Below are 21,250 nucleotides of genomic sequence, written 5' to 3'. Positions count from 1 at the left end.
CTCTGTCGGTAAGTGTGTTTAATCATTTAATTTGCGCATTATAAATATTTCAAACAGTATTGCAAATGATAACTATTATCAATTGCATTCATGGTGTTGGCTTGCAGTGAAATTTAGAGTGTTTTTTATCCGAAAATTGTTCGGATGGATGTTTTAGTGAATTAGAGTAAAAACAAAAAGATCTTTGAACCACGGAGAACACAGGGAGCACAGAGAAAAAGCATAGAAAGTTTATGTTTAAGGAGTAGGATTAAGTCGTTATTGGCAGTTAATCTTAACAATCATTTTGTTTTACCCTGTGAAGCGCAGCGCTCTGAGAACTCTGTGGTGAATCGCTTTTTATTTTGGATTTTTTAAAATAGCTGCTCTGAATCTTCAGAAATAGAGTTGTTCAATGTGTCTGCATCTTGGAAAACTACTGCAACCCATAAACTCATTGCCAAGGTTCGCTCCTTTTTTAGCGATCCGTTTCACCATAGGTGAAGCACACTTTGGGCATGTGGTGGTATTTTTTTGACTGAGGGAGCTAGCTAGGTCTTCGCATTACCTAGCTCTCGAATACATTACCTATAACACTAAGTTGTCAGTCTTTGGGCTTGCTTCAATGCATTAGAAAAGATGGCATCTTGGCTCCGAACTGGGATATTAACCGGCATACGTTGCTGAAGTTTATCAATGGCAAGTGGAAGGCTTACTGCAAATTCATGCATAATATCTGTCATTCGATGTGTGTCAAAACCAACTGTTTTAGCTGTGGCAATAAAATGTCGAGGAAATATCATATCGATTTTTCTCTTTTTGCCCTTGGTCGCAGTTAATTCCATAGCTAGACTAAGTTCACGGATATTCAAACCTTTGCCGCCCAATATGGGGTATGCCGATAATATGTCGTAAAACGGCGTCATACGATATGCTCCCCCTGCGTCGAGGTAAATAGAAAAGTTTTTCCCATGGCCATCTGTTGCACCAATTAGCCATTGGAACACCTGAAACCGCATAAAAGCATCCCGATCCACTAACGCATTTTTTGAGCCCATTAGTAGTTTCATGATTTCAGTTATACTGGGACCGCCGTCAGATTCATATTTAGTAGCAGGTGGTATACCGTGAGCCTGACACATGTCTTCTTGAGGTAATGTAATCAGCCCATTTTTATCGGTAGTCTAACGCCGGACAAAACGCTCAACCGCTAAGGCTTTAACATCACCTACCTTGATGATTTCAATATTAGGGACTGAAAAGCCAGGCTCTCTGGCAAGTTCAATACATAACCATTCATTTTCTACGCTATCAGATAAATCTAGTGTAGCGGTAGGGCCTTTTATTTCACCAATCGGTAGCTTAATAATGCGGCTAGTAGCAGTCAGCCCTTTTGGCACACACCACGAATCTTTAACTTTAAGTAGCGCTGCTTTTTCCCGTGCACCGGTAACTGAAATACGAAAATCGGCTTGTTCTTGTATCATACCTAGTGGCGGATCCGCTTTATAACCTTGCAATAAGGTTATCAATTGCTCATCGGCGAGTGTGGCATACGACAATGTACTGTTATTTGATGGTACGGATGTTTGCGTGATAGATTCAGGTAATAGGGTAATAGGGTAATAGAGTAATAGCACCAATGCTGTCTTTACCTATTTCACTGAGAAGGTCAAAAGGCTGTGCCGAAACAAGCTTGAATCGTTTCACTATTCGTTCACGGACCAGCTGAGAGTCAGGTAACAAGTTATCGAAATAGTTATATACCTGTGCAGAAGTGATTTTGCTTTTCAGCAGCGGCAGTGACAACGATAATGGGCGCGCTTTAGGATGCGTTAACCAATCAGTAGCATAGTGAAGTTGATTCGCGCCATTAGCACTTTTTAGTAATTCGCCAACGTATTCATCATTCATGTAAATTGATAACTTTGCCTTCTACCAGTTCTCTGTGACCTTTTTATTTTCGGCATCGCTTAAAGGAGATTGAGATCCATTGTCTTGTGCTTGAATTAGCATACTGACATGTAACGCTTGAATTATCTTGAACAAGGTTTGAAGTTGACAACGATCTGGCTCGTTTTCAAAATTTGAGATGGTAGCCTGCTTAACACCAACACGTTACGCAATTTCTGCTTGCGTCCAATTGTTATTGGTTCGAATCAACTTGAGCTGATTTGCCAATTGTCGAGGGCCGTAAATCATGAGTGTATTCCCACTTAATTATCCTCTTGAGAGGATAGTTACATAAATATCCCCTGCAGAGTATAATTAAGCTTATCCCCCTCAAGGGATAAAGTTTGCAGGTTATTATGCGCTTACGTTTACCGTCATCCTTGGCATTTTTGTCTCAAATCCTTTCGAGTCAGTTACTTTTTCTTCTGAAATTTCAAACAAAGAAAAACTGATTTCATTATTTCCTATGATGGGTGATGAGATGGACACTCCCTAATACGGCGTCAATGCGCCAAAATAGTAGTGTAACCCAACTATTTACATAGGAAGTGTCCAAGATGAAGCTTAGAACAATCAGTGTCGATTTAGCAAAGAATGTATTTCAAGCATGTGGTGTAAATGAGCATATAAAGGCGCAGTTTAATAAAAAGTTAAAGCGCAGTGAGTTACTGGATTTCATGGGGCAACAAGAGCCCACGATGGTGGTGATGGAGGCTTGTTATTCATCACATTACTGGGGACGTGAAATGGCGAAATTAGGCCATGACGTGAAGCTTATTCCTGCTCAGCATGTGACGCCTTTTGTACGTGGTAATAAGAATGACCATAATGATGCTTTTGCTATAGCCGAAGCCAGTCAACGTCCGTATATCCGTTTTGTGCCTGTGAAAACAGAGTTCCAGCAGGAGATATTATGCTTGCATCGTATTCGTGAACGACTTATTAAAAACAAAACGGCTTTGAGCAACCAGTCTAGGGGATTGTTAAGTGAGTTTGGCGTGGTGTTTCCTTGCGGTCAAAAGGCATTGCTAGGTGGATTGAACAGTGTGATAAATAACGCTGAATATAGTCATCGATTACAAAATATGGTGATAGATATGTTGATTGAATATGAAACCACACTTAAGCGCCTAAAAGGAATTGAGCAACAACTGGGAATATTTGTTGAAGGAAGTGAAAGCGGTAAGATATTGCTTAGCATTCCTTGTATTGGCCTCATCAACGCCTCAGCCCTTTTAGCCAGCATAGATAAAGGCCAGGCGTTTAATAACCCCAAAGAGTTTGCAGTATGGTTAGGGCTAACGCCCAAACAACATGCCTCAGGTAATATCAGTAAGATGGGCGGCATAACCAAACGTGGAGACCGTTACTTACGCAAACAATTAGTACACGGTGCCAGGTCAGTTGTGAGTCGAGCGGCTAAAAATACAGACGCTTTATCATTATGGGCAACGAAGCTTCGCGTCACTAAGCCGTTTAATAAGGTGGCAGTTGCCATGGCGCATCGTCTTGCTCGTTTAATTTGGATATTGCTCACGCGCCAAGAGAGCTACAGTGCAACGCCAACAGGCGTGAGTACATAATATGAAACAGTTTACGTTATCCCGGTTTTGCTCAATTCCGTACGAGACAAAGGCGTCAAGCCTGTGTGGGTGTTGTGGAAGGCAGTACTCGGGGTAACACCTATTTAACCTAACCTGCTTAGTCAGAATATGATGAAGAAAACGGTCTACCCTACCTCATCAAAGCCAGACTATGACAAGGATTATTAATCCGTGTGGGTGTATTTTAAAGGCGATAAGGTACGGAGTTCATCAGAGGCCTGAAATGATAAAACCATTTCAATTAAGAGCCTGAATATATGTCAGAACTAAGCTACTTTAAGACTATTTCATTTACATTGACGAGTAGGAACATAGAAAAAGACAAAGAATTTGTGCTGTAAACAGCACAGAAAGATAAGTTGTGCGTTGACTTCGGGGGAGTGTCCATATATGTCTCATTAGTGGTTTTTCGAAAAATTACGATGGGTGTTCTTGTAATTGCTTTTCTTGTAATTGTTTTAAATCAAGATAACCTGAAAATTAGTGAAGTGGCCTATGCGATTGGTTTTGACCGTTTGCCTTACTTCTTCTAAGGTATTTAAAAAGTACTATGGCCTATCAGCCTCAGATTGGAGTTAGCAAGAAAAAAGTAAATTTAAACGTAGAGATTTGTACTGCAAAATAGCTGATGTCGACGCTAAATACCGATTGTCGCCAATTAAAATAGGTGTTTTTATCTAATTAGTTTTAGTCCCTAGTAATGCAGTGTCATGCAAAAAATCGGGGGCGGCCCTCCTAAATTCTAACTTTATTTTGAACAGTTGTTCTTTATTACGATAAATGGCATATTCAATTGGGTCGATTTTACACCCTAAGTTTATAGCTCTAATATTAATACAAGTGAAAGTCATATTTCCAACTATTATTTACCTACACCATATTGGTTGTTTTAACTCATAAGCTGAGAAACCATGAAAAACAGAGTGCTGCTAGTTGATGATGAAATTAATATTTTAAATTCATATCGCCGAAATTTACGTGGATTATTGGATTTTGACGTGGCTGATAGTGGCCAAAAGGCTTTGCAACTTATGGCTAAGCATACATATTCTGCATTAGTCACCGATATGCAAATGCCAGAAATGAATGGGATTGAATTTTTAAAACAAGCCAGAAAACTGTCACCAGATACAGTTAGATTAATGTTAACTGGCAATGCAGACCAGCAGACTGCTATAGATGCAGTCAACCTTGGATATATTTTCCGTTTTTTAAACAAACCATGCGCCCCCGATTTATTGATTAAAGCCGTAGAGGATGCTTATCGTCAATACAACCTGATCATCGCCGAAAAGGTTCTCTTAAATAGAACATTAAAAGGGGTCATCAATGTATTAAATGAAGTGCTCACACTGGTCAATCCAGACGCAATGGAACACGAGTTCCGTTTACGCAGCCATATGTTAAATTTGGCGCGTGAATTAGGTTTGAAAAAGTCATGGAGTTTTGAACCTATGATTCAACTGTCACAGCTTGGTTGTATTATTTTTCCGGAACATACCATCCTTAATATGCAACAAGGTCAGACTATTTCTGAAGAGGAAAGGCAGTTATTTGCCCAACATCCGTGTTTAGCGGCAGATTTGATTAGCAAAATACCCCGCATGGAAAACATTGCTCGTACTGTTCTATATCAGGAAAAATGTTACAACGGTAATGGTATTCCACTGGATGATGTTAAAGGCAACGATATTCCCTTTGGTGCAAGAATGCTTAAAGTTGTTCTGGATTACATGCGAAGTGTCAGGAAAGACGAATCTCCCGATACGTCATTCGCCAAACTCGAGCAGCACAAACAGTTTTATGATCCAAAAATTCTTGCCGCCTTCAAGAAAACCTTATCTATTGAAGTGAAAGAGCAACAGGTTGGGATCCGAGATTTGAAACCCTGTATGGCCCTGAGGCAGGATATTCGTACTACTAGGGGACAACTTGTCGCCCGTAAAGGCCAGCAGATTACCGAGTCACTTCAGCAAATCATCCACCACTGCTTACAGAATAAAGCCCTAGCTGACGATCTTAAAGTTGCGATCAGCGAAGAAGAGATAAATGAATAGAGATATTCTCATTGTCGATGATGAAATTGCCGTTTTATATGGATTACAACGAGCCATGCACAATATATGTCCAATTGACATTGCTCAGGGAGCAGAAGCAGCCCTGAAAAAAGTGAATGCAGGTAAACGATATGCAGTCATCATTACTGATTTAATGATGCCTGGTATGAATGGTCTGGAGTTATTAAATGAGTTGGAATTAATTGATCCCCACTCAATAAAAATAATGCTGACCAGTAGCGATAGTCAACAAATTACTATAGATGCGATAAATCAGGGAAAAATATACAAATTCTTGCGTAAACCCTGTGACAATCAGTTGTTGCAAGAGGTTATCAATGCGGCACTATTACAATTTCACAAATACAGCCAGATTGAAGACAAAATGGCGCTTCAAGAGGGGGAAGTTAAAGAGCTAACCTCTAGATTACATTTTCAATATTTTCACGATGCTCTCACAGGTTTGTCCAACCGAACGACCTTTATTGAACAGCTATCAGATATTTTGACATCTACCGATAAACTCGAGTATTCGCTTTGCTACATTGATATCGACTTTTTTCATCTGATTAACGATGCTGTGGGTAATACAGGAGGAGATGAATTATTACGCCAAATTAGTCATCTTTTATCTAGCTCAATCCCCAGAGGTAATTTGGTAGCACGATTTAATGGCGACATATTTTGCCTGCTACTAAAAAAAGATAAACATCATTCACTTGAAGATCTCGTCAATAAAATCCATATAATCGTTAATCAACATGTATTCAAATGGCATGATAAAACCATCGATGTGTCTGCCAGTTTTGGCGTTATTCCCATTGAGACTCAATATCAGGATGCCCACATTAGCCTACATTATGCTGAAAATGCCTGTCAGATAGCCAAACAAGATGGCCGACAACAAGTGCATTTTGGTAGTTCACAAGACAAACAACTTTCTGAAAAGTTAAACGAAATACATTGGGTTAATAAACTAAATGATTCTATTAACACTGGTTTTTTATGTCTGTATCAACAAAGTATTCAGCCAGTAGTTGCAGATGAAACTCAATGTTTGCATTATGAAGTATTGCTCAGGCTTATCGATGACAATAACAATGTGATTTTACCCAGTGAATTTTTAACCGCCGCAGAACATTACCAAATGTCGCCCAAAGTTGATAAATGGGTGGTGCAAAACTATGCAAAATGGTTAGCAGGTCATCCTGAACATATGGCGTCATTATCAATGGCATCAATCAATCTTTCTGGGCATTCCATCAATGACAAAAGCATGATTGATTTTATTGATCAGGTGTTTACTGATTTTGCGATTCCTAAACACAAGATATGCTTAGAAATTACTGAAACTGCGGCTATAGGTGGCTTTGCAGGCGCAATTGAATTTATGAACGGACTTAAGAGTAAAGGTTTTAAATTTGCACTGGACGACTTTGGCACCGGTTTATCTTCTTATGCTTATTTGAAATCTCTTCCCGTAGACATACTCAAGATAGACGGCGTGTTTATTCGTAATATACATCTGGACCAGATAGACAGAGCAATGGCACAGTCTATTTGTGATGTAGGACACACTATGGGTTTAAAAATAGTGGCTGAATTTGTCGAAAATCAACAAATTATGACCATACTTAAATCAATGGGAATCGATTTCGCACAAGGTTTTTATATTGCCAAACCGCAACCACTATCAATGTTTTAATGCATAACTTAATTGCGCAGGATAAAACTGCAGGATTTAAAGTGAAGCACTTCTTTTATGGAGTTACTAAGTATGGAATTCTGGCGTTTTAAAACCATTAACCTAGACAATCACTTCTTACTCGAAGGAGAATACAATTTCTTTTTGGTTGGATTATCGGTACTGATATCAAGCTTCGCAGCCTATGCTTTACTAGTCATACTGGAGCGAATATGGCATACGCAGGCCAAATACACCATCCAGTTATGGAGAATATTCGGTAGCGTAGTATTTGGGTTAGGTGTGTGGGCTATGCATTTCACCGGGATGCTGGCGTTTATGTTACCGCTAAACGAAATGGCCTATCACATCCCAGTCACTATTTTGTCTGTTGCTCCCCCGATGTTGGGGGCATTTATTGCTTCAGGCATTCTAGCCAAACAACAGTTTACCTTTTTGAATATGCAGCTAAGTGCTCTATCTCTCGCATTGGGCATTGGCTCTATGCATTTTTTAGGAATGGAAGCCATGTTGGTCAACGCCATAATGACATATGACTTAGGCTTATTTATTGCCTCTATTGGCAGTGCCCATTTATTCGCCATTATTGCAATATACTTGATTGTCTATATTCACAATGCTAAAACGCACAAATTAACCCATAAACTAATAAGTGCATTTATTATGGGTTTATCCATTGCCAGTATGCATTATGTTGCTATGGCTGCGGTTAATTTTTATGCCGACAATAACACCTTACTCAGCTCTCAACATATGAATAATATGGTGTTTTTTGGTCTGATGATAACCACAGTGGTATTTTTTATTGTGGCTACCACCATTTTAGGCTCTATTGTTGATCACCGCATGCAAGCCACAGAGTTATTATTACAGGCCAGCGTGACCCGAGAGAAAGATATCGTTGAACATTTAGCTGATGGCCTAATCATCCTTGACCAAGATGGTAATATTGACAGTATCAATCCCATGGGCATAAAAATGTTTGGATATGAAAATCAATCACTAGATGGTTGTCAGATAAAACAATTAATGCCAGCACTTGATTTCCAACATCTGTCTAGACAGGGGAAAGATATACAAAATCTAGGGCAAAATTTTGTAGTGGAAGGGATCAAGAGCAACAAACAACCCTTTCCCATTGAAGTCAATTTCTCAGCGATGTCGATGCAAGTAAAAGATAAAAATCTATTTAATTGCGTTATCAGAGACGTTAGCCAACGTGTAATGCTAGAAGGGCAATTACGGCAGGCGCAAAAGCTAGAATCCATTGGGCAACTGGCGGCGGGCATTGCACACGAAATTAATACCCCCACTCAATATGTATCTGATAACACCTCTTTTTTGAAAAATGCCTCACAAACCTGCCTAGAAATTGTCTCGGCAACACAAGAACTTCTTAATAGTAATAACGACACAGAACAACAACAATACATCGAGAAATTGCGGTCACTGATTGATAATGGAGATATTGACTTTATTCGCGAAGAAATGCCGTTGGCGATTGAACAGTCACTTGAAGGTTTACAACGTATTACCAAAATCGTCGGCGCAATGAAATCTTTTTCCCATTCTAGTGACGACACTATGCAGCAGGTGGATATTAATGAAGCAATTGAATCTACAATCATAGTGGCGCGCAGCGAATGGCGTTATGTAGCCGAACTTGATACCAAGTTTGATAAATCGTTACCTCTAGTAACCTGTCTCAGAGATGGATTAAATCAAGTTATTCTGAATTTTATTGTTAATGCAGCCCATGCTATCGAAGCCAGATATGGCAAAAGTGAAATCCATACCGGTTTGATAACTATTGTTACTGAGCAGGAACAAGACAATATTGTTATTACGATAACTGATAATGGTACTGGTATGAGTGAGGAAATTCAGAAACGTATATTCGATCCTTTTTTCACCACTAAAGGTGTTGGAAAAGGTACTGGGCAAGGTTTAAGTCTAGCCTACAGCGTTATTGTTGAAACCCACAAAGGGAAAATTTTAATCGACAGTACAGAAAATGTTGGTACTACCTTTAAAATCATCTTGCCTATAAATAGGCAAGCAGCAAATTCAACTTCAGGAACCTGACATGAAAGTGATGTTTGTAGATGATGAACCTATGGTTCTTAAAGGAATAAAACGGGCGCTTTTTAATACTGGCTGGAAGATAATTTTAGCAGATAGCGGCCAACAGGCGCTGGACATTCTAAGTGATACTAGCGTAGATTTTGTGATATCTGATATGCAAATGCCTGGCATGAATGGGGCTGCGTTACTTGAAAAAGTCAGTGAGTTGTACCCAAGTACAGTACGGATAATTTTGTCTGGTCAAGCCGATACAGATATGGCCGCTAAAGCCAGTTTTGTTGCCCACCAATGGTTTTCGAAACCCTGTTCGCCAGACGAAATAAAAAAAGTGGTGCAGCGAATAGAAAAAATTCAACTTACCCTGCCGAATCAAAAAATAAAAGAAATTGTAGGCAGAATCAAAGTGTTACCTTCTGCACCTAAACTTTTTTTCCGCATCAAACAATTATTTAATGCAGATGCTGAAATGGATTTGGTAGCCAATGTTATTGGTGAAGATCCCGCGTTGTCGGCAAAAATACTACAAATATCCAATAGCTCATTTTTTATGCTCAATACCAAAGTTCAAAGAATAGAAGATGCCATTACTAGGCTTGGAGCCGATGTTGTATCTTGTGTGGTAGCCATTGCTGAAATATATTCAAATACCATTAAAATATCAGGTTACTCTATCGAAAAAGAGCAACAACACAGTATGTGTACCGCATTGCTAGGTGTGTCGTTGGCGCCCCCCGAAGTTCGTGAAGAAACGATGTTAGTGGGGTTATTGCACGATATTGGTATGTATATCCTTTTTATACTTGCCCCAGACTCGGTTGATACATATCTACAAAAACGTATCCAATACGAAGACAATACGGCCCTAGAACATGAGCTATTTGGTGCTGACCATACTCAATTAGCAGGTTATTTACTGCACTTGTGGAATTTTCCATATCATCTAATAGACAGTATTTTGCTTCACTATCAACCTTTAAAACTGATGGAACATAAATTTGGCGCCGCTGCCGCTATATACGTAGCTAATTTACTTATGAGTAAACAGCCATTAAATGAAGATTTTGTCGCACATTTTCAATTGTTAGAGAAACTCCCTGATTGGGAGAAACGAGCCGAAAAATTAGCTCAGAATCAGGAATAATTAACTGTTGTAGCATACTGAGTCTTAACACCAATACGAGGCAAACTCTTTTGCCGAAGCACTTACGACGAAAAGCCTTACCCACCAACACCTTAAAATCACTCCAAGAAGTGTCTCGAAGGGTTTCGATACTGCTTTGTTTCTTAATCAGTTGTTTGCGTTTTTGGTGGTTAAAAATTGATAAAATGGCAGGGAACAGGAATATACCACCAAACCACTCAGCTACGTTTTGCGCAGCATCCACAAACGATGATATGAATAGATTGCTAATTTCCAAATTAGGAAGCACAAACCTAAGCGTTACATACACACAGATACCTGCAATAACACTTACCCACCAAGGCAAATAGGAAAACTCTTTTAGAAGTGAAGGGTTGTTGCGACTCATGAGCAATCCGTGATGTTAAATATACCCGCAAGTCACAGTTGTTCAATGTGACGTTTGATAACTGGTTATTGGATTTTATATTTTGGTAGGTTATGTAATTCTAGGGTATTTCTTTTATCCTAAAAGTTGTTACGATGGGTGTTTTCGTAATTTTAGCAGGGAGAAGGTGTTGATATATTTTAATTGTTCTGCTTTGCTCATAACAAAAGCACAACTATGAGTAAAAGCAAAAAGCTTTATCGCAATGGCACTACTTACTATTTGTCCGTTACTGCCAACTAGTATAGATAATTAATTACCATTACAAGTATGTATAGGTACAGATTCAGTCGCTGTGAAGCTTGTTTTTTAATTGCTGTAAATGTGCAAACAGTAGATTAATTATAATGTGAAATTCATTACGAATACGACTTGATATATGTAGCCAATAAAGGCTAATCAGATAGTAATAACTCCCCTTTTTCAGGAACCATCTCGACTGTGTCCGTATCCTTCCGTACAAAAACTTACACTCTTTTTATTTTATGCTTTATTTTTATGAGTATTAAATCATCTTCTGCTATTGCCGTAGATTTTATTAATGCAGGTCCACCTTTCATTAATATTGAAAAATTATCGGGTCAAGAACTCAACAACGTTAATGGCATGATCCGTGATTCACAAGGATTTATTTGGTTAGTCAATAACTCAGGTTTGTTACGTTTTGATGGTAATGAATTTAAGCTATTTCCTGGGTTGGAACAATTTACTCCAGCCAAGGTTGACGATGTGGTTGAAGGCCAAGATGGACGAATATGGATCGCTACCTATGATAAAGGCTTAGCCTTATTTGATACTAATTCAGCAAAACTAAGCTTTTTTGATTTAGCCGCTAAATTTGATATTGGTGGTGATTCACCTCAGATCAATACGCTATTTTACCAACATCAGTATCTCTACTTAGCGAGTAAAAACAATGTAATTAAAATTGATGAACAAAACTTGACCGTGGTCGAGCGATATACATTTCCTCTAGAGGACGACGCAACTATTGTGAGATTACTTGTAACATCTAATGGTGATATTTGGTGCTCCGCTAATCCAGGCAAAGGTGTCATTCGTTTAAATCAACAGGGTTTTACTCACTTTGAGCATCAACCTCATAATATAACATCGATTAGTAGTTCATTTGTGCTGAGTATTTATGAAGATAGTCAAAAAAGAATTTGGTTTGGTGGTATCGCTGGACTTGATGTGTTTTTACCCGAATCCAATAGTTTTTTACATTTTAAGCCGTTAGACGTCTCTAATGATGTCAATAGAAACAAAGGTGCTTTAGCTAACTTTGTGCTTACTATTGATGAAGACAATGAAGGCGCTTTATGGTTAGGACTAGTTAATAATGGTGTTGTAAAGTTTTTGCCTGAGAGTAAGACTTTCGAACATTATCCCCACATCAATGGTATTTCTTCCACTGTATCTACTGACAGTATGTTTGACGGTGTTTCAATAGATAATCAACAAACTGTATGGGTTTCTACAAGTCAGGGGTTAGGCAAGCTCCCGCAAAATAATCGTAAAGTTAAGCAGTTAGTGAACGTTGACAAAGACACCTGTATAGCAGGTGCTTTGCATGACAATCGCCAAGGATTATTATTTGCATGTAATAAGTCACTTTATCGTCGTGAACAACAACAAGTAAATTTAGTGCATGATTTTAACGAAAAAATCATATCCATTTATCAGGATAAAAAACAAAACATCTGGCTTGGAACTGTTGGTGGTGGAGTCTACCGCTATAACGTTACTGAAGGGACTTCGAAACATTATGGCTTTACCAGTGACGTTAATGAACATATGGGGGTTAATTATGTTCATCACCTGCGTACTGATAGTAATGATGATTTATATGGATTAACGGCAAAGCACACCAGCAAAAAGGGTACAGGAATTATCCGCTATGACCGAACCCAAGATAAGTTTTTAACTTTTTCTACTGAACTTGAAATCGGCGGTTGGGTTGATATAGATAAGAGTAAGTTGCTGTTGATAGCCTCATATTCATCTGAATCAGAAAAACTTTATTGGTTTTATAAGAAAAATCAAAACATAGAGAAAATGCCAATAAATACGGGGCACGTGTTGGCAAGTATTAAATGGCGCGAACAACTATGGGTTAGCACTGAAAAGTTAGGATTAATTGTTATTGATGTAAATAGTGGGAAATGGCATAAGCTGGGCAATAAAACGAATGAAAAAATTACTGGCTTTTATCTAGACTCATCCGCTGAATATTTGTATCTAACGGCCAATAATCAGCTTTATAAATTGAATTCACAGACTGAAAAGCATATTGAAATCAGCTGTATTACTTGTTCCTTAACACTTGACTCTGCAACTATTGACGACCCACAAATTGGACAACTTACCAAAGGAAATGCACTGTTAACTCATAACAATAATTTCTTTATCAGCAATGAAAACATATTACTTTATTTCCCTATAAATGAATTAGTGCCCCTACAAGCGAAGAGCCAATTGTTACTAACCAATTACAAAGTTGAAGGGAAATCCATTTTACCAGAGCCAAACAATGAAGATGCGTTATTAAAGCAAAATATTGAAAACACCAAAAGTATTGTTATTCCGCCTGAAACTACTTTCTTTTCCCTTCGTTTTGCTCAGGTTGGCGCGGGTCAACCTGAACGCATTAAATACGCTTATAAAATGCAAGGTTTAAATAAAGACTGGGTTTATGCTAGCGCAAATCACGCTCAGGCTGACTATTCATTATTACCAGCAGGGCAGTATGTTTTTAAAGTGAAATCATCCAGTAATACCGGGCAATGGGAAGATGAAACTGTACCATTGTCATTAGATATTACTGTTCTACCCCCATGGTGGAAAACATGGTGGGCGTATAGCCTTTACTTAGGTTGTTTTCTTTATCTTTTTGGGTTGTTTTATCGGACTAAAATGGCTGAAAAAGAACGCCAAGCAAGTATGGAATTGGTCAATGCTAAAGAACAACTGTTCGCTAATATATCCCATGAATTTAGAACACCATTAACCTTAATTTTGGGGCCGGTAAAAGCTATAGCCTTAAGCAGTGATGATCGGCAAACCCAACATAATGTCAAACTAATTGAGCGAAATGCTTTACGTTTATTGTCTATGGTTGAGCAGCTCCTAAAGTTAGCTCAACTGAAAAACTCTGAACCGTCTTCCAATACAACACAGCAAGTCGCTATTGTTTGCCATTTTGTCATGCAAACCTTTGATGTTATTGCCCGCGAAAAGCAAATCACGCTGAAACTTGAAAATATTATTGACGACTCATGGTGGGTTTCAGTAAACCCAAATGCGCTAGAAACAATTCTTTATAATTTAATAAGTAACGGGATTAAATTTACTGATGTTGGAGGTCACATTTCATTAGAGGTTTCTTCGCAAGGTCAACGGATCGAGTTTAAAGTTACTGATAGTGGTTGTGGTATTGCTAAATCTGATCAAAAGAAAATATTTGAGCGCTTTACACGCCTTGAAAATAGTAATGGAGTCCAAGGTACAGGTATCGGATTGGCTTTAACCAAAGAACTAATAGATCACCTTGGGGGAACCATTACTGTAGAAAGTGAAATAGGTAAAGGAGCTTGCTTCAAATTTACTTTACCGAGAGTTAAGCCAAGTAAATTAGCGAGGACTTTATCTAAGCAACCTACACCGCAAAAGTTACCACATAAACCAGCATATACTGCAGAACAATTAGGAGCTGCGTGTCTTTCTGAGGCTAAAGGCAAAGACAGTATTCAACTCGAAAATAACCCAAACCTAGAGGTATATTATTTCGATAATGATAATAATCTTCTGACCAAACCAAGCGTATTAATTGTTGATGACAACTCAGATATGAGAGAATTTATTAAGTCAGGTTTGACTAACAGTTATGTAATATTAGAAGCTGAAAATGGTCAACAGGCCTTAGATTCAGCCTTAAAAAACAGCCCCGATTTAATTATTTCCGATGTAATGATGCCCGTTATGGATGGTTTTGAATTATTAAAGTCGATACGTAATGAAGTGGCAGTAAGTCATATTCCCATCATCCTGCTAACAGCTAAAGTTGATCAACAAAGTAAACTAAAGGGATTATCCGATTTAGCTGATGACTATATTACAAAACCTTTTGATGGCAGAGAGCTGTTGATGCGTGTTCAGCGATTATTAGAGATTAGGGTCATTCTACAAAAACGCTTTGCTGATATTAATTTACTTACTGCTGCAAAAAACTCTACTCTCGATTTATCTGAAAATACAGAAGCATCAAATGCAGATGTGTCAGATAACTTGTCTGCTGTAGAGCAACGATTTTTGCAACGTTTTACCGGATTTATTGAACAAGGGTATACCAATCCCGAATTAACGTTACCTATGATATCAACTCAATTGGCAATGAGTGATAGGCAGCTACAGCGAAAACTTAAAGCGATCTCTGGCTATAGTTTTAATGAAATATTAAGAGAATATCGCTTATCTCAAGGTAGACAATTATTAAATAGTGGCGAGCAAATTGCTGTGATAGCAGATAAAGTCGGGTTTACTTCGAGTAGTTATTTTGTTCGTTGCTTCAAAGCTAAATATGGAAAGCCGCCAAACGATTATCGTAAGGCTAACTAATTATTACATTCATAGGTATAAGCATTTTTTCATTTTTCCCCATTCAATTTTTTTGAGATTAAAAATTGACCATCCAATCATAAAAATACCATTTTGACGTCTCTGTACTATTAACTGTCGCATTTTTAATATCGCTAACATATTGTTTTAATTATAGTTATTTTAACATCCTTTATAGTTAATAATTATGGAGGCATACAGTGAAATTATTAGAAAGCGAAAATATCTCTGATTAAATAGAGCTTATAATATTTATTAAAAAGTTATAAAAAAGGAATGTAGTAAAAAATGGCAAAAACCAACTTAGCAATTTTCGGTCTATTTTTGACTAGTGTCCTCAGTGCTTGTGGTGGCAGTAGTGATAGTAAAAAAAATGTAGAGCTTCAAAATCAGCCTCCGAACGCATTAATCAATCTAGAACAAGTGTCTATCGATTTAAATAATTCGGTAACCATTAGCGGCACATCAAGTCATGATCCTGACGGTGATGTATTATCTTATAAATGGAGTATAAAAACAGCAGGGGGGGATGATTATACTTTAGTCGATAGTACTGCAGAAACATTTACTTTTACACCTGATGACTTTGGCGTTTATGACGTTTCTCTCATTGTTAGTGATGCTAAATCGAGTAGTAAAGTTGTTACATCGACTCTAACTGTTAATCCTAATGCACAAAGTTACCCTGTTGCTATTATCAGCGATGGTTTAAATACTAAAATAGGTAAAATTAATTGGTTTAGTGCACAGCGCAGCATCGCGGCTGATGGTCAGTTATTAACTTATTCCTGGGAAATAAAATCTAAACCCACAACGAGTAGCAGCGCAATTGTCGATGACAGTAAAATAAAAGCCTATTTAATCGCAGATGCCGTCGGTAGTTATGAAATATCACTGACAGTGACTAATATGGATAATAAATTAACTGCTAGTAAAGTGTTAAACATTGAAGTTGATGATGTTTTAGTAAACAGTGAACCAGTTGCTATTATCAGCCAACCTTTTACAACCTACGGTACTAATCAACTCGTTAAATTTAATGCTTCTGCTAGTTACGATAGCGATGGTGATGACTTAGATTATCAATGGACACTTACCACTCCCACAGAAGTTCAGAATGTTTCTTTGATCGGTGAAAACACAGAGTTTGTTGAGTTTAATGTGGATGGCCTAGGGGAATATCAAATAGGATTGACGGTTTCAGACCGTCTACTCAACAACGAAACGAGTCAAACATTCACCGTAACCAATCAAAATTTAGCGCCTATTGCCAACGCAGGAGCCGATCAAATTGTTGCTATGGGTACACCCTTGATCCTTGATGGGGCGGGTAGTTCTGATGTAGATGGAAACGCAAGTGATTTAACATATCAATGGAGCTTAGTAAGTAGACCATTAACAAGTAGTTATGATGAGCTATCTAGTCCAAAGTTTGCAAGTGAAAGCCAGTTCTCGTTTGCCGCAGACGTTATCGGCGAATATGTAATAGCTTTGCAAGTTTTTGACGGGGTTGATTACTCCACTGTCGATCACATTTACATTGAGGTTACAGATAATCAACGACCTGTTGCAATATTAGGTAATGATATTATTGTTAATGCTAGTACTAACTTGGCAATTAACAGTACTGAAAGTTATGATCCTGAAAACGCTGCTTTAACCTATTTGTGGCAATTGATTAAAACTCCTGAGGGTTCAACTGCGGAACTCTTGTCGGTAACAAACTTATCAATGGCTACATTATCCGTCGACATCGCAGGCACTTACACAATACAACTGACCGTAAATGATGGTATTCAAGATTCCTTGCCAGAGACCTTAAATATTGTTTATACGCCGGAAGAACTTTTTGAGTTAACAGTTTCAGGGCAGTTGGTTGATGAAGCAGGCTTACCTCTCGCCATCTCCGCGGTTGGTGGTATCTTGCAGAAAAAATCTGTTAGTGACGAAAATGGTCAATTTGAGGTGCTTCTTAAGAGTAGAAATAAAGATGCGGCATTAAAAGTACTGACATTTTCAGATGAAACTATTTTATCAACTATTTTAAGAATACCTGAGACAGATGATATACAGGTAGATTTAGGCGAAGTTAAATTACCTCTTTTACAACGAAAAGATATCTCTTTAGCTGCCTGTGAAGGTTATAGCGGCACAGAAAAAGTTAAGGTGTATTTTTATTTGGCGACAGATGGTTATGAAAACATGAAGTTTATTAAACCAGTAGTTGCAGAGTTAGCCATAGGCCAAGCAGCACAAGCCATAAAGTTACCTGCTAAAGGACTTATTAATATGCGCCTTGCGACCTCAATATCAAGTAAGATTTATGTAGATAGCGGTGAAGCCTTCTTCACCCATCAATATCAAACTGACGATACTCAAAGTGACCCTTTGTTGCTCACCATTTGTAATTAGTCTTAGTAATCTAATAACTACATAAATCACATTGTTACTGTCAATGGTACGCCATGGGCAGTAACAATGTTTCAAACAAAATTTTTTAATGTTTATTTGCTTATCTTTTTTGTGTATTAAACGCAGCTCTCTAGCCGTTCGTAAAAACCTTTGAGGTAGAGGTAAATATCACCACTACTGTTCGGCTTATCTTGAACAAAGAGCCTAATAGTGTAGCGGCAGTAAATACACCTAAAAGAAGTATCTGTGAATTACAGAATCAGAATTACAGAGGCATCCATCTTAGATTCTAATTGGAAGTGCACCACCTAGTTCATTAGTGGTTATTTGGGATTATTAAAAAAACTGCTCTGAGTCTTCAATAATATCAATTCATTTTTGGTGTAAGTAAAAAGTACCAATTGCGTCTGTTTTAATCTCGAATTTACGAAGAAACAAATTACGAAGACACCCACTGTAACCCCTTTTTTTGTCTGCTATATACTTACAATTAAGTGCGCGATTACAGTAAATTATCTTCTCATGAGCGGGGTTATAGTTTGAGTACGTTTATGATATTTAGTCTTAACTATCATTCTGCTTCTTTCTGTTCAGCGAAGCGCTCTGTGAACTCAGTGGTGAATTGCTTTTTATCTTTTAAAAAATTTATATCCAAGTAATTAATATGGCTTTCCCGTCCGTCATTCCGGTGTGCTTTTAGGCCGGAATCCATTAAGCATTAAGAGCAGTGGCAAGTGACAAGATAAAAGCAAAAGAATTTGAACCACTGAGAACACAGAGAGCACAGAGGTAAAGCAAAGAAGTTTATGTGTAAGAAGTAGTACTTAATTGTTAAGGGTATTTAGTCTTAACAATCATTTCGTTTTTCTCTGTGCAGCGAAGCGCTCTGTGAACTCTGTGGTGAATTGCTTTATTGATGATTTTTTAAAATTAGCAGTTCTAAATCTTCAGAAACTAGAGTGGTTCAATATGCCTGCATCTTGGAAAACCACTGCAACCCAAAAACTCATTACCAAGGTTCGCGCCTTTTTTAGCGATGCGTTTCACCATAGGCGAAGCACATTTTGGGCATGTGGTTGTAGGCGTTGGTTTAACAACTGGCTTATCGATTGGTTTAACTGCAGTTTGCAAAGGCTTAGTGGTTTGCACGTCAGCAATTAATTCAAGCAATTGATCGCCGTTAATCAGCTCAATAGGCAACCCTTGTGCAAATTTAATGGCATCATTGGTAAAATGCCCCGAACTGACAACATGAACACGTTCGGCGTTCGATGCGGTCAGCACACCAAACATTTCACGCACAATGGACACACCCACTTTAGATCTGCGCCACTGTTTACATTGCACTATATGTAATTTGCCATCTTTACGCAGAGTAAGGTCGATACCACCATCAGCACCACCCACCATGTTTTCTTGTACCGCAAAGCCCTTACGACGAAAAGCCTCACCAACCAGCACCTCAAAATCACTCCAAGAGGTTTCTCTCAGGGGTTCGATACTGCTTTGTTTCTTAATCAGTTGTTTGCGTTTTTGGTGGTTAAAAATTGATAAAATGGCAGGGAACAGGAATATACCACCAAACCACTCAGCCACCTTTTGCGCAGCAGCCGCAAAGGATGATATGAATAGATTGCTAAATTCCATATTAGGAATAACAAATTTAAGACCTACATACACACAGATGCCCACAATGACACTTACCCACCAAGGTAAATAAGAAAGTTCTTTTAGAAGTGAAGGGTTTTTGCGACTCATGATCAATCCGTGATTTTTAAATTGGAGTTTAAATATACCCGCAAGTCAAAGTTGATCAATGTGGCGTTTGATAACTGGTTATTAGATTTTATATTTGGGTGAGCCGTTTGTAGGTGAGTCATTTGATTGAATTGTGTTGCGTGTTTTGTATTTTATTACGATGGGTGTCTTCGTAATTTGGTGTCTTCGTAATTTGGGGGGCATAATAAGTTTTAATCAGTTAGTTCAATAAGTTAGGTGTTAATACGTTACTCTTGTCAAAGAATATCTATTTGCTGAATTTTTCACCAAATAGCGTTCTTAGTTAAATGGCATAGGATGATCTGTCCGCTTTATAAATAACTTCACTTGACCTTTATAACCTGATTTAACAAGGAAGCATGCAATGAAAAAATTTATATCCTTTTTTGGCCCCGCTATATTATTTATGGCAATAGCGACTGGGTCTGCTCATGGCGGTGATGGATTGGCTGCAACTTACGGCGGTTATAGCAATAACCCTACCAATAACAAAATGTACTTTTTTGATAACAACAGGTATGTCCGTTGGCTTTCTGCAAATAGCAAAATGGATAAGGGATATCCTGCCAGTATTGTAAATAACTGGCCTGGAGTGCCAGGAAACTTGGATGCGAGTCTTTACGCAGGCTATAGTAGCGGTGCGTTCAACAACAAGATCTATTTATTCAAAAATAAACAATATTGGCGCTGGAATCTTGAAACTAGGAAACTTGATAGTGGATATCCGAAATTAATTCAGAATGGCTGGCCTGGATTGCCGGACAACATTGATGCTGCTGTATATGGTGGCTATAGTGCTAGTTCTCGGAATAATAAGCTGTATTTTTTCAAAGGTGCCTATTATTACCGTTGGGATATTGAAAAAGATGTTCTCGATGCTGGCTATCCTAAGCTAATCAGCGCTAACTGGCCGGGCCTTCCAAATGGTTTAGATATGGCTGTTTATGCAGGAGTCAGTACACAAGACCGCGACAATAAACTCTATTTTTTCAAAGGAAACCGATATTGGCGTTGGAATGTAGAGGCGGGTCGGGTAGACGCTAATTACCCTCTTTCAGTAACTCAACAATGGCCAGGATTGCGCTAAGGTAGATTTGCTTAAGTTGGTTGGTGTTCCTTAGAATCTTAAGTATCAGCTAGCTGAAAATAAAGAATATTTGAACCACTGAGAACACAGAGGAAAAGCAAAGAAAGTTTATGTTTAAGAAGTAGAGTTTAATCGTTAATGATGTGGCTTAATAAATCTTAACAATCATTTCGCTTTTCTCTGTGTAGCGAAGCGCTCTGTGAACTCAGTGGTGAATTGCTTTTGATTTAGGTTTTGGACAAATCAGCGGCTAGTGACAAGATAAAAACAAAAAGATTTGAACCACTGAGAACACAGAGGTAAAGCAAAGAAAGTTTATGTGTAAGAAGAAGTACTCAATTGTTAAGGGTATTTAGTCTTAACAATCATTTCGCCCTTCTCTGTGCAGCGAAGCGCTCTGTGAA

General features: G+C 38.2%; 10 protein-coding genes and 2 pseudogenes. 8 read left to right on the top strand and 4 right to left on the bottom strand.

Features of this window, described 5'->3' with window-relative positions; genetic code table 11:
* Window positions 1-375: 375 nt before the first annotated feature.
* From GARC_RS27590 to GARC_RS27395, 3 genes and pseudogenes are all read right to left on the bottom strand, one after another.
* Window positions 376-507, bottom strand: a pseudogene (locus GARC_RS27590) (topoisomerase DNA-binding C4 zinc finger domain-containing protein); the annotation flags it as partial.
* A gap of 68 nt (window positions 508-575) precedes the next feature.
* Window positions 576-1,466 (bottom strand): annotated as a pseudogene (locus GARC_RS16900) (HipA domain-containing protein).
* A 115-nt stretch (window positions 1,467-1,581) separates the two neighbouring features.
* A complete protein-coding gene (locus GARC_RS27395) occupies window positions 1,582-1,893 on the bottom strand; it encodes a HipA N-terminal domain-containing protein (RefSeq protein WP_226989205.1) in 312 nt (103 codons plus the stop codon).
* A gap of 596 nt (window positions 1,894-2,489) precedes the next feature.
* On the opposite strand from GARC_RS27395, the gene GARC_RS16895 reads away from it, so the two are divergent.
* The 7 genes from GARC_RS16895 (at window position 2,490) to GARC_RS16865 (ending at window position 17,980) form a co-directional block, all read left to right on the top strand.
* A complete protein-coding gene (locus tag GARC_RS16895) occupies window positions 2,490-3,515 on the top strand; it encodes an IS110 family RNA-guided transposase (protein ID WP_007622396.1) in 1,026 nt (341 codons plus the stop codon).
* Window positions 3,516-4,447: 932 nt separating this feature from the next.
* Window positions 4,448-5,593, top strand: a complete 1,146-nt coding sequence (locus GARC_RS16890) for an HD domain-containing phosphohydrolase (RefSeq protein ID WP_007622395.1) — start codon at window positions 4,448-4,450, stop codon at window positions 5,591-5,593.
* A complete protein-coding gene (locus GARC_RS16885; protein ID WP_007622394.1) occupies window positions 5,586-7,298 on the top strand; it encodes a GGDEF/EAL domain-containing response regulator in 1,713 nt (570 codons plus the stop codon). Before GARC_RS16890 ends, GARC_RS16885 begins: the two co-directional genes overlap by 8 nt.
* Before the next feature lie 72 nt (window positions 7,299-7,370).
* Window positions 7,371-9,383, top strand: coding sequence for an MHYT domain-containing protein (locus GARC_RS16880; protein WP_007622392.1), 2,013 nt, complete (start codon window positions 7,371-7,373; stop codon window positions 9,381-9,383).
* Window position 9,384: 1 nt separating this feature from the next.
* Window positions 9,385-10,524 carry an HDOD domain-containing protein gene (locus GARC_RS16875; RefSeq protein WP_007622388.1) on the top strand — a complete coding sequence of 380 codons (1,140 nt, stop codon included), beginning with the start codon at window positions 9,385-9,387 and terminating at the stop codon, window positions 10,522-10,524.
* A gap of 925 nt (window positions 10,525-11,449) precedes the next feature.
* Window positions 11,450-15,568, top strand: coding sequence for a hybrid sensor histidine kinase/response regulator transcription factor (locus GARC_RS16870; RefSeq protein WP_007622386.1), 4,119 nt, complete (start codon window positions 11,450-11,452; stop codon window positions 15,566-15,568).
* Between the two features lie 288 nt (window positions 15,569-15,856).
* A complete protein-coding gene (locus GARC_RS16865; RefSeq protein WP_007622382.1) occupies window positions 15,857-17,980 on the top strand; it encodes a PKD domain-containing protein in 2,124 nt (707 codons plus the stop codon).
* Between the two features lie 954 nt (window positions 17,981-18,934).
* Here GARC_RS16865 and GARC_RS16860 read toward each other — a convergent pair.
* Window positions 18,935-19,738 (bottom strand): restriction endonuclease, encoded by an 804-nt coding sequence (locus GARC_RS16860; RefSeq protein WP_007622380.1) that lies wholly within the window; start codon window positions 19,736-19,738, stop codon window positions 18,935-18,937.
* 385 nt (window positions 19,739-20,123) lie between these two features.
* On the opposite strand from GARC_RS16860, the gene GARC_RS16855 reads away from it, so the two are divergent.
* Window positions 20,124-20,846, top strand: a complete 723-nt coding sequence (locus GARC_RS16855; RefSeq protein ID WP_007622378.1) for a hemopexin repeat-containing protein — start codon at window positions 20,124-20,126, stop codon at window positions 20,844-20,846.
* Window positions 20,847-21,250 lie beyond the last annotated feature (404 nt).

Origin of the sequence: Paraglaciecola arctica BSs20135, assembly GCF_000314995.1 — a bacterium.
GTDB lineage: Bacteria > Pseudomonadota > Gammaproteobacteria > Enterobacterales > Alteromonadaceae > Paraglaciecola > Paraglaciecola arctica.
Note: the sequence above shows the minus strand (reverse complement) of the source record. Positions and strands in the feature narration are given on the sequence as shown.